General features: G+C 47.9%; 11 protein-coding genes, 1 tRNA gene and 1 pseudogene. 3 read left to right on the forward strand and 10 right to left on the reverse strand.

The window, feature by feature from the left end; translation table 11 throughout:
- Window positions 1–417: 417 nt before the first annotated feature.
- Both ESM_RS1000000129045 and ESM_RS1000000129050 read left to right on the forward strand, forming a co-directional pair.
- Window positions 418–1,296: an adhesin autotransporter gene (locus ESM_RS1000000129045; protein ID WP_010377074.1), complete on the forward strand. Its 879-nt coding sequence runs from the start codon at window positions 418–420 to the stop codon at window positions 1,294–1,296.
- The gene (locus ESM_RS1000000129050; protein WP_010377077.1) at window positions 1,286–2,131 is read left to right on the forward strand and encodes an autotransporter outer membrane beta-barrel domain-containing protein; all 846 of its coding nucleotides are present in this window, start codon (window positions 1,286–1,288) and stop codon (window positions 2,129–2,131) included. The genes ESM_RS1000000129045 and ESM_RS1000000129050 overlap by 11 nt, the downstream gene beginning before the upstream one ends.
- Here the strand turns inward: ESM_RS1000000129050 and luxS are convergent.
- The 5 genes from luxS to ESM_RS0106795 form a co-directional block, all read right to left on the reverse strand.
- Window positions 2,073–2,588: an S-ribosylhomocysteine lyase gene (gene luxS, locus ESM_RS0106775; protein ID WP_001130201.1), complete on the reverse strand. Its 516-nt coding sequence runs from the start codon at window positions 2,586–2,588 to the stop codon at window positions 2,073–2,075. The two genes, ESM_RS1000000129050 and luxS, sit on opposite strands and share 59 nt — an antisense overlap.
- A gap of 149 nt (window positions 2,589–2,737) precedes the next feature.
- Window positions 2,738–4,294 (reverse strand): glutamate--cysteine ligase, encoded by a 1,557-nt coding sequence (gshA, locus tag ESM_RS0106780; protein ID WP_000611837.1) that lies wholly within the window; start codon window positions 4,292–4,294, stop codon window positions 2,738–2,740.
- A 72-nt stretch (window positions 4,295–4,366) separates the two neighbouring features.
- Window positions 4,367–4,795, reverse strand: a complete 429-nt coding sequence (locus ESM_RS0106785; RefSeq protein ID WP_001287460.1) for a YqaA family protein — start codon at window positions 4,793–4,795, stop codon at window positions 4,367–4,369.
- Complete coding sequence (gene yqaB, locus ESM_RS0106790) at window positions 4,792–5,358, reverse strand: fructose-1-phosphate/6-phosphogluconate phosphatase (RefSeq protein WP_000273323.1); 567 nt, start codon at window positions 5,356–5,358, stop codon at window positions 4,792–4,794. Before yqaB ends, ESM_RS0106785 begins: the two co-directional genes overlap by 4 nt.
- 277 nt (window positions 5,359–5,635) lie before the next feature.
- Window positions 5,636–5,712 (reverse strand) — tRNA-Arg (locus tag ESM_RS0106795).
- 212 nt (window positions 5,713–5,924) lie between these two features.
- Here ESM_RS0106795 and ESM_RS0106800 point away from each other — a divergent pair.
- A complete protein-coding gene (locus ESM_RS0106800; protein WP_000249004.1) occupies window positions 5,925–6,557 on the forward strand; it encodes a LysE family transporter in 633 nt (210 codons plus the stop codon).
- 34 nt (window positions 6,558–6,591) lie between these two features.
- Here ESM_RS0106800 and ESM_RS1000000129625 read toward each other — a convergent pair.
- From ESM_RS1000000129625 to zorA1, 5 genes and pseudogenes are all read right to left on the reverse strand, one after another.
- Window positions 6,592–6,766, reverse strand: a pseudogene (locus ESM_RS1000000129625) (hypothetical protein); the annotation flags it as partial.
- Window positions 6,767–6,945: 179 nt separating this feature from the next.
- Entirely contained in the window at window positions 6,946–10,185 is a 3,240-nt protein-coding gene (gene zorD / locus ESM_RS0106805) for a type I Zorya anti-phage system protein ZorD (protein WP_000473723.1), read from the reverse strand.
- Window positions 10,185–11,972: a type I Zorya anti-phage system protein ZorC gene (gene zorC, locus ESM_RS0106810; protein WP_000199504.1), complete on the reverse strand. Its 1,788-nt coding sequence runs from the start codon at window positions 11,970–11,972 to the stop codon at window positions 10,185–10,187. The genes zorD and zorC overlap by 1 nt, the downstream gene beginning before the upstream one ends.
- Complete coding sequence (gene zorB1, locus ESM_RS0106815; RefSeq protein ID WP_000483326.1) at window positions 11,969–12,706, reverse strand: type I Zorya anti-phage system protein ZorB1; 738 nt, start codon at window positions 12,704–12,706, stop codon at window positions 11,969–11,971. Before zorB1 ends, zorC begins: the two co-directional genes overlap by 4 nt.
- Before the next feature lie 11 nt (window positions 12,707–12,717).
- Window positions 12,718–15,273, reverse strand: a complete 2,556-nt coding sequence (gene zorA1 / locus ESM_RS0106820) for a type I Zorya anti-phage system protein ZorA1 (protein ID WP_000492261.1) — start codon at window positions 15,271–15,273, stop codon at window positions 12,718–12,720.
- Window positions 15,274–15,470: the final 197 nt, after the last annotated feature.

Consider the following 15,470-nt stretch of genomic DNA (forward strand, 5'->3'; position numbering starts at 1 on the left):
ATTTATATTATTTTTTTGACAATAATCCTGGTATTTACAAACTCTAAGTAAATGTGCAAACAATAAACATAAAATTAATTTGCCATCATTATTAAATTCAAGAAAAACTCGACAGAATATATCTTGATGATTTTTCTAACTTTTCTTTTTGTCACTTTTTACCACTTAATGTATTTAAAGATTTTTCCTATGGAAAATTATGCAACTTATTTTTTAGCACAACGCCTAAACCATCAAAACAAATTAATATTAAATTAATTACAAATTAAACTGGTTTATAAACATTGGTTTCACGCACTACTCTTCATTTGATAGAGCAGTAACCCTTTTCAGTGGTCTTAAAAATTAAGTTTTTACGTCGTTACTGTGGATTTGTTATTTATCTTAAAATAAATCATAAGGATGAGAAGGAACTTTATGAACATCAAAAAGCATCCCTTGTCAACGCTGGCAATAGCTATTTCGACCGTGTTATCAATACCCGTTTCACTGGCATGGGCACCACCAACAAGTATCAACAGCGATGTTACTATCAACAATAATGATGTTGTAACGCTATCCTCATCCGAAAATAATTCATCAACCTGGGATCAATTTCGTTTTCTTAATGTTGGAGAAACAAGTGAAGGTACGTTGAATATAGACGGGCGTGATCTGACCACCTCCAAAATCACAATCGGTAATGCAACTTCAGGGATAATGAAATTAGAAAACAATACTCATCTGACGATTAATAATGCATCGCCTTATGAACACAATATTTATTTAGGTATCAATGGTGGTTCAGGAACCTTAATGGTGCTTAGCGGCAGTACTATCACCGATTTAAATGAATTCAGAATCGGTGAATATGATTACCAGGCACAAGGGCAAGTCATTATTGACGGTGCGGGTTCTTCCGTTTCTGCAACGTATGTGATGGTCGGCGATCAGGGAACAGGTAAACTCGAAATCACGCATGGCGGTCGTCTTACAGCATCAAAGGATGTGCTCATTGGTTTTACTGGAAGTACAGGGGATTTTCACGGGACTGGATACGGTGAAACGCTGGTTGATGGTGAAAATTCTTCATTAACAGTGAATGAATATATCAACCTCGGGGGATTGAACTCATCGCAGAACGAGGCAAAGGGGATACTTACCGTTAGTAATAATGCCACGGTCAGTGCTAATCAATTTATCTGGCTTGGGAGTAGCAGAAACCAGCACCGGTATTCTAAACATTGGTGGAGCGCAGGGAGAAGCAGAACAGAAAGCGGGGATCATCAAGACGCCGATTATCCATATGGGAAGTAATGCCGGGGATAGTGCTGCACAAATTAATTTTAACCACTCCAGCGAAGATTTTATCCTGGCTGCAGATATAGTTGGCAAAGGCGAAGTTAACCAGGAAGGTTCCGGAGTCACGACGTTGACAGGCGCAAATACCTACTCTGGCCAAACGAATATAAATAAAGGCACTTTGCGCGCCGGTGTCAACGATACCTTCAGCCCAAACTCCGATTATGTTGTCGACAGTGAAGGGAATATCGATTTAGACGGTTTTTCACAAACCTTAAATACACTGGATTTGGCGGGTACAGCAACACTATCTTCCTCAAAAAATGGCGACAAATTCACGCCTGCCACACTCACCATTAATGGCAATTACACTGCTAATAATGGTTTGTTAGTTATGCGTACCGAACTCGGCGATGATAATTCCGCGACTGATAAATTAATTGTAAAAGGCAACACGTCTGGTCATACCCGTGTGAGTGTTAGTAATGCCGGTGGTCAGGGAGCCGATACGCTTGAAGGGATCCGCATTATTGAAATAACTGGCGCATCAGAGGGAACGTTTAGTAAAGAAGGTCGTATTGTTGCCGGTCCCTATGACTACAACGTGGTAAAAAGCGACAACCAGAACTGGTTTTTAACCAGTGAAATTCCCGCAGGACCGTATACCCCACCGGAACTGCCCGTCATCCCGGAACCAGACCCTGGCGCTCCCTGCATCAACCTGATAAGCGTAGCGCATCAGGCAAGCCGGACGGTGCTACTGCATGTCCGGCTTCTTCTGCTTAAACTGACTAGATGTGCAGTTCCTGTAATTTCTCTTTCGGCAACGCCAGCTCTTCGTTGCTGTTGATACGCACACCACGTTCCAGGATGCTACGTGCAATATCCTGCGCTTCCTGCAACGAGTGCATCTGGTAAGTGCCACACTGGTAGACATTCAGTTCCGGGATCTGATTCTGATCCTGCACTTTCAGTACATCTTCCATTGCCGCTTTCCAGGCATCAGCGACACGCTTCTCATCTGGCGTACCAATCAGACTCATATAGAAACCGGTGCGACAACCCATTGGCGAGATATCGATGATCTCAACGCCGTTGCCGTTAAGATGGTTGCGCATAAAACCAGCAAACAGATGCTCCAGAGTATGGATACCTTTTTCTGGCATTACTTCTTTGTTCGGCACGCAAAAACGCAGATCGAACACAGTGATTGCGTCGCCATGCGGGGTGTTCATTTTTTTCGCCACCCGAACTGCAGGCGCTTCCATCCGGGTATGATCGACTGTGAAGCTATCTAACAACGGCATTTAGCCACCTCCGGTAATTTTTTTTAAAATATTCTGAACTCTTTGTTCCCAGGCGAGTCTGAGTATATGAAAGACGCGCATTTGTTATCATCATCCCTGAATTCAGAGATGAAATTTTGGCCACTCACGAGTGGCCTTTTTCTTTTCTGTCAGGCGTGTTTTTCCAGCCACACCTTGAACGGTTCGGTATCTGCAGCTTCCATTTCCTGCTGACGGCGTTTAGACGCTTCGCGTTCGGCAATAAAATCCTCTTCACGCAGAATTTCCAGCGGCTCTTCACGCAGCAAATTGCGGTAAGCCTCACCAAATGCTTTACCAGTTCCGCCAATGCCAGTATCAATCATAGACCGTAAGATACGGGCAGAGAAAGTCAGATCGGGATTATCAAAGCAGGCTACCAGCTCATCACACACTTTCTGATACGCTTCGCCGCCGTTAATGCTGTCCAGGGTTTGCGCAACACGTTTCAGATCCCGGAACAGATCTTTGCCCACCTGCGGCAGCGGGAATTGTGCAGTTTCACAGCCAATTCCCAGCGTCAGCCCCGGCTTACGCCCTTCAAGGATCACCCGGTTCCAGTTGACGCGTGTACAGGCAAGTTCGCTACTGCTCATTTCCGGCGCGTCAGCTAACGCACACCAGACCATAAACAGGTCGAGGAAACGCACCTGCTGCTCATCAACACCTATCGGTGAGAAGGGGTTGATATCCAGCGAACGCACTTCGATATATTCAATGCCGCCGCGCAACAGCGCATCAGAAGGCGACTCACCGCTGCGAGTAACGCGTTTCGGACGAATCGGCGCATACAGTTCATTTTCAATCTGCAGTACGTTACTGTTGATTTGCAGTCGCTTGCCGTCTTTCTCAAGACCAATCTTCGCGTACTCTTCCGACGGCGTTTTAATTGCCCGCTTCAGACCAGCTACGTACTCGTAGAGATCGTTAAAGGTAATACCAAGATTACTTTGCGATTTATTGGTATAGCCCAGATCGCTCAAACGAAGAGAGGTCGCATACGGAAGGTAGTACATGCCACTCTCGGTTTTCTCAAACGGCAGCGACGTTGGTTTACCTTGCAGGAAAGAAGAACAAATCGCCGGGGAAGCGCCAAACAAATACGGGATAACCCAACCGAAGCGATAGTAGTTACGGATAGCACGGAAGTAGCCCGCTGAGATTTTCTCTTTGGCGTCAACGCCCGAGATATCACCACACTTCGCCTGCCAGAATGCCATTGGTAAAGAGAAGTTGTAGTGTACGCCGGAGATGGTTTGCATCAGCGCGCCATAGCGATTTTTCAGCCCTTCACGGTACAGCGTTTTAAAGCGACCGGTATTGGAAGTGCCATACTGCGCCAGTTCGATATCCTGACCTTCCGCGATGTAACATGGCATACTTAACGGCCACATCCGCTCATTGCCAATGTTACGCGCGGTATAGCGATGCAAATCGCGCATAAAGGTCAGCATATGTTCAATATCGCCATCGACCGGCGTAATAAATTCCAGCAACGCTTCGGCAAAATCGGTCGTGATCCATTTATGCGTCAGTGCGGAACCTAATGCTTCAGGATGACCCGTTGTTGCTAGTGTGCCATCTGGATTAACACGTAAAGTTTCGCGCTCAAGACCGCGCTGTATCCCCGTTAATGCCTGAGGATGTTTTTCCAGCCAGGCCAGCGCCTGTGATACGTCCGGGATCAAATTGACCTCCCGCCTGTCAAAATCGTTTTAATTAGCATAACTGTAATGGTGGCCATGTGTGCAGGCCTACAATTAGTGCCACCACATCATGCCCTGAACGGTGGCTACTGCAACCGCAACGTAGCGCAACGCTTTACCAAGGCACAAAAAAAAGATTACTGGTCCCCACGAGATGCGCATCCATCCCGCTAACAGACACAGTAAGTCGCCAATCACTGGCATCCAGCTTAATAAGAGTGTGACTGCGCCATAGCGTTTCAGCCAGCCAATGGCTTCTTCTTGCCAGCGCGATGTTTTGCGCAATGGAAAGAAACGCCCAAGGATAACGTTAGTTAACCCTCCAAGGCTATTACCCATTGTTGCTGTTAATACTAAAACCCAGGGATGACTCACCCCAGAAAGTAACATTGCCACCAGCACAACTTCCGAATTGCCGGGTAATAGTGTAGCGCTGAGAAAACTACTGGCAAACAACGAGAAGAGCGATAGCGCCTCACTCACAACAAGCGAACATCCACAACGTCCATGCCTGCGGCGCGAGCAGCCTGAATACCGAAATCAGCATCTTCAAAGACCACGCACTGTGTTGGTTGCACTCCCATACGCTGTGCGCACAACAAAAATGTGTCTGGCGCAGGTTTATGATGTTTGACGTGATCGGCAGCAACGACGGCGTCAAAATAACGGCGCAATCCCAGGTGCGCCAGCAATGCCTCAGCGATGGCACTTTCACTCCCCGTTCCTACAGCCATTGGGCGACGACCATGCCAGCTTTTCACCACTTCAACAAGAGGAAGCGGCTCGACACTATCCAGCAGCATACTTCTTACTGCTTCTGTTTTTTCACGCGCTAACGCATGCGGGTCGAGATCGGCCTGATTCAGCTCAATAATCGCCTGAGCAATACTCCAGGTAGGCGAACCATTAAGTGCGATCATGGCCTGTACATCGTACTGAAGACCGTAACGTCCTAATACTTCGCGCCACGCTTTACGGTGCGTAGGCTCGGTATCCAGAATGGTGCCATCCATATCAAATATTAAACCAGCATAACGCTCGTACATGGCCTTCTCACAAATCGAAAAATATGACGCTACTTTAGCGTAATTGCTTGATTTTGTCGCTGATGGCGAAGGGGAAGATTATTCAGGAAATGGATAAAATCGTCATTTAGAAATGAAATATTTTTGAGGGGATCTTTTGGAGAAGATGGTGTATCCGGGAGGATGACTCACTGGCGTTCGCCCTTCGGGCCGTTGCTGGCGCAACGTTATCCTCCCTGGTGCTTGCGTCAATTTTGCAGACCATGAAGATTATCAATCGTGGATAATACGAAGAGAATGGTGCATCCGGGAGGATTCGAACCTCCGACCGCTCGGTTCGTAGCCGAGTACTCTATCCAGCTGAGCTACGGATGCATCGGGAAAGCTTATTTTACTGCTGATATTGATATCGCTACTAAAGCCATATCAAGCAAGAGATGGTGCATTCGGGAGGATTACTCGCCTTGCGGCTCGCCCTTCGGGCCGACTCTTTTTAGATCCGCGTTCTTTGTGATCGCGCTCGCATTCAGTCATTTTTACTATAAATATGATGAAGTTAATTCAGCTTATTTATGAGTGAAATCACTATGGTTCCTTTGCACGCCGTTTACCTGACCGTTGGACTGTTCGTTATCACCTTTTTTAATCCCGGGGCAAATCTCTTTGTCGTGGTTCAAACCAGTCTGGCTTCAGGCCGTCGCGCGGGCGTACTCACCGGGCTTGGTGTCGCGTTGGGCGATGCCATCTATTCCGGGCTGGGGTTGTTTGGAATGGCAACGCTCATTACCCAGTGTGAAGAGATTTTCTCACTCATTAAAATCGTCGGCGGCACTTATCTCTTATGGTTTGCCTGGAACAGTATGCGCCGACAATCAACACCACAGATGAGCGCGCTACAACAGCCCCTTAGTGCCCCGTGGTATGTATTTTTCCGCCGTGGATTAATTACCGATCTCTCTAATCCACAAACAGTTTTATTTTTTATCAGTATCTTCTCAGTGACGTTAAATGCAGAAACGCCGACCTGGGCGCGTTTAATGGCCTGGGCAGGAATTGTGCTCGCGTCTGTTATCTGGCGTGTATTTCTTAGCCAGGCGTTTTCTTTACCGACCGTGCGTCGCGCATATGGGCGTATGCAGCATGTCGCCAGTCGGATTATTGGTGCGATTATCGGTGTCTTCGCGCTACGGCTGATTTATGAAGGGGTAACACAGCGATGAGCTGATAATGGTATATCCAGGTCATCAACTTAATTGAGAAGTTGGACCGCCATCGAGGCCTCGAACCCCGTACCATACAACAATCCTGGTTGTCGTCTGCTCTTCCTGATGAGCTAATGGCGGTTTTTGATATGAGCCTTACAGTATTATTCGCTGTCAGGCTTTGGTGCGATGCATAAGATACAGAAAGCGCCCCATGCAAACTTGATGGAATTATGATTTTTTTCATATAAATGTCAACTCATACATTCACAAAATATATTTATTATTCATAAACCAAGCAACACCGAATCCCTGTCGGTTGACTTGCCCTGCCCCGGCATATTCAGGGTTATAGAAGGGGGCAACTTCGCGCTCTTTTAAGTCTTGTCATCAACCATTGCGTTCCCTATGCCGGGGGAGCGCCCGCCAGCACCGCTTCAAAATCTGCGGCGGTCAGATCGCTTGCCCCTTTGAGCATATCTCTGGCCAACGCTCTGCGTCGGTTCAGTAATTCATCCAGCGTTTCTTCAAAAGTCATTAACTGGCTATCACGCACTGTCGGATAATAGACGTAAACATCTTTCTGCTGCCCAATGCGGTAGGCTCTGTCAGTCGCCTGATCTTCCTTCGCCGGATTCCAACAGCGGGTAAAGTGGATGACATGATTCGCTTTTTGGACATTGACGCCAAACCCAACGGCGATGGTGGATAAAATAATAACGTTAAAACCTGGCGTTGATTGAAATGCATCGATCAGGCTCTGACGATTTTGGTCACTGCCAGATTTGGTGCTGGTATCACCATTAATAATAAAAGGCTTAAAGCCAAAATGCTGCGCAATCAGATGTTGCAGCTCTCGTTGAATATCGCGCAGTTCCGTAAAAATAATCACTTTGTCATCAGATGACTGGCGAATGGTGTTTAACGTCTCCAGCAGCCATTTTACTTTCGGAGCATCGTTACGTAAGCGCAAATCTGCACTTACGGAATAAGGCCATGCGCAAATAAGTTTCAACCGATGCAGCAACCCCAGCATACCTGAGCCTCGTTGATCCAGCCCTTCGCTGATCTCCTGTTGGTTTTGCCAGCTTACAACCGAGTGGGTATAGAGATCCCGTTGCAATGGCAGCATATTCAACTGTTTACAGTACTGATCTTCAATCTTATCCGGCAGATCTTTCGCTACTTCTTCTTTGGTGCGGCGCAGTGTCTGCGGTTCTATTAATTTGCGTAGCGATTCGAGGACAGCATTATCATTCTGTTGCTCAATGGGGCGCAGATAATCTTTACCAAAATTATTTAAAGCCCCCAACAACCCCGGCTGAACGAAGTCAAATAAACACCACAGATCGACAAGGGTGTTTTCGACTGGTGTTCCGGTACATGCGACTTTAAATTGCGCCTGAATGGCTTTTGCCGATTGGGTTATTAATGCCGCCGGATTTTTGATTTTCTGCGCTTCGTCGCACACCATTATGGACCAGGGCTGACGAGCCAGGGAAAATTCCTGATCGCGCAACGTCTCGTAGGTAGTAAGAACAATATGCGCGTCACCCACCCAGTCATTTTGCAGTAAGTTCTTAATGCCCTTGCTTTTAAGTGCCTGAGGAATGCTCTCTTTCGCGCACTTCTTCGCCTTAAGCTCATTACCATAGAGTTTTAAAATCGACACCTGCTCGCGCAGGAAGAAATTCCCGACCTCACGTTCCCAGTTATCGAGTAACGATACCGGAGCAACAATCAGCGAGGGGGGCGCATCCGGGAAACGTTCTCGATGCCAGATGAGAAAGGTTAAAATCTGTAAGGTTTTACCCAACCCCATATCGTCCGCCAGTAAACATCCCGCCGTCTCGGTTGGCGACTTTAGATACAACTGTTGGAGCCACGCCACCCCTTTACGCTGATGTTCACGTAGCTGAATGGACGTTTTGAGGATCATCGGCAGTTCGACTTCTGCCTGATGTGCGCCGAGCAAGGAATCCCGCCGTTGTTTAACATACAGCGCCTGCTCAATATTTTGTTCTATCAGCAGAACGGCACGACTAACCGGTTCACTGCTTACGCCATCATTTGTTTCGCCATCGATTTTCTTTTTCCATTTATCGTGGAAAATTTCTGCTTCTTCGCGAGGCAAAAGGTTGTCGTTCCAGGGCATGGCAACTTCCGGCGCATCCGTGGCCTTTGCCTCTTCCAGCCGCTCTTCCAGTTCCTGAAAATGTTGATGATTATCGAGATCCCAGCCAGAGAACATGACCTCGCACATCTCTTGCGCAAGGTTCTCCGGAAGCCATTTTTCACTTTCACTTTTGACCAGATAAGGCGAACTGATTTTTTCAAATTCACCGATCCCGATAACCCGGTCACTGTATTTGTTGAGATCGAGAACGTGGGTAAAATTCATTCCCGCCGCCTGTTGCTGCCAGTTTTCAAGCAACGCCTGATAACCTTGCAGTTCTTCCTGGCTGAATCTGGAAAGCTCCAGATCGTAACCCTGCCAGACTCCGGCGGGCAGTTGTGCCGCTAACTTTTGTTCCAGTTCAGAGAGCAACGCCGCCAGTTCACCTGGGCGTTTAAAGATATAGGTTTCATCCGGCACGGATTGTTCAGTTCTGGGGCTGAGAAAAAGCGTTACAGATACAATTTGCCTGTTTTCATCGATCTGCGGCTCCAGACGAAAATCATAAAAGTAGATCCCGGCGTCCTGTAAATTCTGCTCGTAAACGTCAGGATCGAGCACCTGGCTCGCCTCTTCACCAATCCAGGTGTAGGGATTGCGAACAAATGAGAGCGCATCATCCCCCGCCACGCGACGCCCGGTAATAGCGTGCACGGAGGTCAGGACGTCTTTGACTTCAGGAGAAAGAATGACATGATTTAAGACACCATCATCCCCTAAAACACGGTAACGATCCTGCACCTGTTGCGTACGGTCAAAAATCTGTAACCAGTTTGCAGGCTGCTCATCAAAAACCGGTTCAATTTCCAGTACCGGAGTATCTACCACCAGCGATTTTCGCAGTTTTAACTGTAACGATTCTGGCCTGATAACGATCGTTTTTGCGAGATAGTCATCCAGTTTTGCCCCTGCTTTTTTGGCCTGCCGCCGTATTTTAGCCCAACTGGTTTGGTTGACCGTTTCGCCCGGCGTCTGTCGCTGCTGCACTCTGAGTTGCTGTAGTGCGTCCAGAAGCTGCCAGTTCTCTTCGCTTAACACAAAGGTGCCTTCCGCAGAGGAAAAGCTGGCTCCCGTGCAAGTTATTCCGACGGGGCGATAGTCGTCGGGCTGCGTCCATTTATCAATGAAAACGCGAAAAGTATCATCGCTAATACTTCCCGTTGCAGCAAGATGAGCCGTCAGATTGCGCTGTGGAGGAAAAGCGAAAATCGCCAGGCTGCTGGCATAGTCATCATTTTTCCGGATGCGATAAAAATCATCCCAGCTAAGAAACCAGCAATCAGACCAGTGTGAAACATAATCTTCCTCATGAAGCTGTTCCAGACATGAGGCGACAGGCCAGTTATCTTCACTATCAGCAAGACTAAAGGGGAAAGCAAAGCCCTCCTCTTTCATTACATACAGCGGCACAAATGAAGCGGGTAGTGAGGTATTCTCTTTAATAAATTTACCCAACAATTTTTTGAACACTATTTGCTCCAGTAAGTAAATTTACCCAGCACCGGTTTAAACCCGAGGCTGAGTAATTTTTGCGCCGCTTCATGGTCAGGCTCATTGAACTGAATGTGGATTGCGCCCCCCAGCCCTCGTTTATCCATCACTTTACAATCGACCGAACGAATAACCTCCCGGATTTGCTGTTCCCGGCCAGGTAGCTCTTTTTTGGCTTTTAACGCTGAGGCGATGATGTTGATTTGCTCTTCCCGGTCTGACTTTGCATCACTGACTTCATGTTCAGGCAACGATGCAGGCTCTGGCCGACTCACGGTCTTTGACGCATTGAAGCGGGAGGCATCCAAAGTGACAGAGGGCTGATTTACATCTTCCGCAACGTAATCAATGCCCAACTTACGAAGTTCTTCGTCATATCGGCTCATCCAACCTTCAATTCGGTTGAGTGAGTAGCGAAATACCGGCGACAAATGCGGTAAACGCAACCGGACTTTGCGCCGGTTATTCCGCTTATCTTTCAGATCATAATCAATATCAAGAATGCCGGTTTCCGGATTAAAGGGCGCATTCCCCATATGGTAGGCATACATCGCCCCCACTTTCGAAAATTCGACAAACAGATAATCGCCAATGCGCATAATCATGGCATTGTTATCGCGTGAACCAGAGCCTTGCAGGCGGCTTAATCGCCCTGCGTTTTTCGCCCTGAACTCAACATAATCGGCATCTTTGGATCGCAGCGCCTCTTCGCCCAGCACAATGCGCGTATAGCTCATCTGATTGGCAAAACGTAGCCAGTAGAACAGGCGCGCATGGTCAACATCCCGATTGCCTTTCAGCAACTCAAAGAACAGTTTCAGGTCGTCTTTGGCGAACCACCCTTGCACCATCAGTAATACGGGATTTTCAACGTGAACCTGCCAGCTTTTATTACGACTGGTTAACTGCGGATTTCCCCAATATTCCAGGGCCAATTGCTTGAGTTCGAAATGTGTTTGATGTTTAAAAGCCGACTGATAATAACGGGTCAAAGTGGCTGCCAGAATATTATCTTTAAACCGCGTAAGCTGGCGGCTTAACGCGATAAGCGAATTAATTTTCTGCTGAAAATCATCGTCATTCTGGCGAAAAATCTCATTGACCAGGTGGTTAACAATTTTGCGCCATAACCAACTGGTTTGCGGAATTTGCGCAACTTTCTCCAGCACCGAAATATCCGTTATTTCTCCGCGCCCAAGCTGTTGTCCGAGAAGAAACCCTGCATTATCGGTAAAAATATCGCTATAGGTGTCAATGACCGACATCCAGGACATCTGACGCGGCGAACTCTCCTTAAGCTGTTGAAAACCGTGTGAAATCTGCGTGCGTAGCTGCAGCCACTGCGGATTCTTTTCTGGCGTATCGCTGGCATGACCAAAGTAGCTGGTACATAACGCCAGCCATTCCCGCCGCGTTAACCGCCGCTGCGCAATTTTTTGTTCAATTTCAGCGATAATTCTCGCAAAGTTTGTTGCATCATCCATCAATGCAATTTCAAACAGATCGCCTTCTGCTACATCATTGAGGCCAAAAAAAATCATCTTCCATTCGAAGGGCTTTGGCATCTCCCCCGCACGCAGTCGGGCAATGGCCTGTCGGCGTTTCTCCAGAGGGGGAACCATCTTCACCGCGCGAGCATCTACCTTTCTCTCAAGTTGCGCGATAACGCGCTGAAGATAGTTAAAAGCGTGGCTTACCGTCGGCTGCGCGTTCTGCTCTCTGTAGGGAAGTAAGCGGGTTTTCAGTTTTTCAATAGCGGAAGTCATTGCATGATTCCTAGCTGACAGGTTTCCTGGCTAATGCCTGGAACAACATCCATGCTTTCATCGTGCTTTTTGTCTTTCAGGCCAAAGAATTGCATCCGCAGTTCTACTCGACGGCTGGCCTCTTTGCTCTCTTTCGCATTGTTGAACGAAACCCCACCCGCCAGAAATAATTTGCGGATCTGGACTTGCTGTTCCGGGGTTATTTTTTGCTGTAGCGCGCTTCTGCTATCCAGCAAACTGCACATCACCCACTCCGAGCGTTGCAACGAAAGATGCAAGTTATAGAGATAAGAACCATCGGTATCCGTAAAACCTTCTATAACAATTTGCTTAAACCATTTTTTGCCTTCATCGCTATTTGCCGCCTCCAGCACTAACGGCACCACATCCTGTAGCGCCTGTAATCCTTCGGCGTTAAGCGCGAAGCGATTGTGCTCAAAACGCCCTGCTTCACCAAAGCTGATACGGTTATCATGGCAGTCAACCTGAATCGTCTTGTTGAGATTTTTTGCCTGAAGTTCAAGTTTTTCACACAGGCGAGCGATATCATGCCCGCGCGATTTCTCCCCGGCTTCCGCCTGCTGAATTCGCTGCGTAACAGAGCTAAGCGACGCCACCATCACCACCAGAAACAACACCATCATGGCAGTCATCAGATCTGCATAGGAGATCCAGAAAGGTTTTTCCGCTTCATCGCTGCGCCGTTGCCTGCCATTAAATACCCGGTTAAACATCAGCCTGTTCCTTACGCGCGACGATGACGGAGTACCGTTTCCAGCGTATCCACGCTTTCACCGATAATCTCAACCGAAGAACTTAAGGCTCCTGCCGCTTTAGTCAGTTGCGTATCCATCTCCTGTAGTGAACGATTCAGGCCGTTTTCCACCCCGGTCGTAAAGGATTCAAAACTGGTTCCCATCACCTCGGCAATGTTATGCAGGAACTCCTGAGCCTCGCGGTTATATTGTTGCAGGCGTTCGGAATACGCCTTCAGATCGTCAACAAAACGGCTGCGGGATGATTGTTCATCATGGCTACGGTTAATCAGCGTTTCGAGTGCGGTTATGGCATTCGCCACGACTTCACGGGTATTACGATAATCAGCAATCAATGCCCCCAACTCCGCGCTGGCACCGGAAAGCGTGCGCCCTGCCTGTTGCGTGCTATTCAGCACCTCGGCGGTCAATTGATTAGCCTCGGCAACGCGATCGCCCGCGGCTTCAAAGCGGTCGGCGGCCACGCGCATTTTGTCGGCTCCTGTTTGTATCTCTTCCAGATGGCGCGTGGTGTTTTGCGCCATCCGTTGCAGCAACTCGCCAGAGGCTGATTGCTGTTCACGTAGCATCTGCATCAGCGACTCAACCTGACTTTCAAGCTGACCAATGATTCGCTGCGCTTCCTGTTGCAACGCACTCTGCGCTGATTGCTGTTGCTGACTGAGCGACTTCTGACCTTCTTCCAGTTGTCCAAACAGGCTGCCAAGTTGGCTACCCAATTGATCAATACCGCTGGTCATTTTCTCTCGCAGGGCATCCTGGCTGGAATGCATGGTTTGCTGTAACGACGTCATAAACTGTTGTTGTTGCTCGGCCGCCGCCTGCTCACGCGCTTCGCTACGTGCCAGGAGCTGCTGAGTCTCTTCATGCAGCACGCGTTGCCCTTGTTCCTGAGTCTGGCTCATCTGTTTTTGCCCGGACTCCAGTTGGCTGAATACGCCCGCCAGGTTTTGCGTCAGCGCTTCCACCCCTTTGCTCATATTGCCTATCAGCAGATTTTGCGCCTGATTTTGCTGCTGATTAAGTTGCTGCTGGCCATTTTCCAGTTGTGCGAAAAGCGTTGCCATATGACTGCCAAGCGTATCCACAGAAGCCGCCATTTTTTCCATGGTTTCATTTTGCCCTTGCTGAACACTGGACTGGATAGCCTCAATAAAAGCGCGCATCTGTTCCGCCATCGCTTTTTCACGCGCTTCACTGTCGGCAAAGATTTTTTCCAGTTGTTGTGCCATCCGTTCGCCCGCACCCTCACCTTCTGCGCCAATACGGGCAACGGACTCCTGCAAACTACGCAGCATCTCATTCATCCCTGCCTGCATCTCCTGCTGACCGCTTTTCATTTCGCTTAACAGTTGAGAGATCAGTTGCGCGCTGCCCTGACGTGAGTCATCCCCGGCCTGACGCATATCCTGCAACAACGTAGAAAAACCGCTTTGCATCGACTGAATGGCTTCCACAGAACGCCCCATCATCTCCTGCATGGTGGTGAACTGCTGACCAAAGGTGTTATCCATTTTGCTCATAAAGGCAGTCAGGACGTTCTCCAGCATCGACTGCACACGATGGCTCTGATCGCCGGAAGCGGTTTGCACCACACCAGCAATTTTATCCAGCGGATTTTTCAGACTGGTTTCAATAGCGCCACTGACCTGTTCAGCAAACTGTTGGCCTGACTCGCGATATGTCGTTGATAATGTCTCTGCCAGCTTTTGATTTTCCCGCATCTGGCTATCTACCAGGTTTTGCAGCATTTCACGCAGGTCAGTGACCAGACCATCCTTAAGTTGCCTCGCATGGGTGGTGTTTTCTTTAGTACTGGAAAGAAGTTGCGAAAGGTAATCTTCACCGACGCCGCCTTCAAAAAGCTGGTCAATGCTGGCGGTAAGGAGTTCAAGATTTTTATAGCATTGCGCCAGTCGCCATTTTTCAAACATGGTGACCAGAATAGAGAACGTAATAGCAAATGCCGAACCTAAAAACGCATACAGAACGTCGCGTAAAAGGTTAGCGACACTGGCGCTGACCTGCTCTGGCGTGCTGGGGTCAAAATGGTGCAAACCAATCATCAGCCCCGAAAAGGTGCCGATAATCCCAATTCCGGTCAGGATGCCAGGGAGATGTTTAAACGCTTCTGTATAGAGAGGAATTTCGACTAATAACGGTTCCGTAAACCATGCTGACGACGGAGCCGTTGAGCGGATGGCGCTAATTTTTTTTTGCCCGCTGTTTTCATCAAACTCAAACTGGCGATGTAGAGACTCTTTAAATTCGCTCCAGGGGTGCGCAAAAAATTTATCAGAGAATAACGCGTCTAATTTTTCGAGTTGTTGTGCCGGTTTTTCATTGCCAAGTAGCCGAATTGCTTTCGCTTTTTGTTTAAAGCGTGCTGAAACCCTAAATGAAGGAATAGCGTAACGGACAATGAAACCCAACAACAAACCCCCAGCCACAATAGCGACATAAATCGGCACATTTTCTGGATTAACAGAGGTTAACGTGTCGAGGAACGAAGTCAGCGAAAACATCTAAATACCTTGAGTGAAGGAAAAGAAATTTGCAGGGCAGAACATCACCAGCAAGGAAAAAAACCGCCCGCTCATTATAGGAAAAGTCTCGATTTTTACATCTACAAAACGTTATATATCTCATAAAAACATTGATCAAACACATGCGTAAGAAATTTAAATCGCTTGATGGGAATAATTCACAGAATTTATGCTTT

This window comes from Escherichia sp. TW09308 (assembly GCF_000208565.1).
In the GTDB taxonomy this organism is placed as follows: Bacteria; Pseudomonadota; Gammaproteobacteria; order Enterobacterales; family Enterobacteriaceae; genus Escherichia; species Escherichia marmotae.

Coding starts and splice junctions, on each gene's coding strand:
- zorC (WP_000199504.1), bottom strand. CDS start 11,972: ATGACTTCCGCTATTGAAAAACTGAAAACCCGCTTACTTCCCTACAGA.
- luxS (WP_001130201.1), bottom strand. CDS start 2,588: ATGCCGTTGTTAGATAGCTTCACAGTCGATCATACCCGGATGGAAGCG.
- ESM_RS1000000129045 (WP_010377074.1), top strand. CDS start 418: ATGAACATCAAAAAGCATCCCTTGTCAACGCTGGCAATAGCTATTTCG.
- zorB1 (WP_000483326.1), bottom strand. CDS start 12,706: ATGTTTAACCGGGTATTTAATGGCAGGCAACGGCGCAGCGATGAAGCG.
- yqaB (WP_000273323.1), bottom strand. CDS start 5,358: ATGTACGAGCGTTATGCTGGTTTAATATTTGATATGGATGGCACCATT.
- ESM_RS0106800 (WP_000249004.1), top strand. CDS start 5,925: ATGGTTCCTTTGCACGCCGTTTACCTGACCGTTGGACTGTTCGTTATC.
- ESM_RS1000000129050 (WP_010377077.1), top strand. CDS start 1,286: ATGGGAAGTAATGCCGGGGATAGTGCTGCACAAATTAATTTTAACCAC.
- zorA1 (WP_000492261.1), bottom strand. CDS start 15,273: ATGTTTTCGCTGACTTCGTTCCTCGACACGTTAACCTCTGTTAATCCA.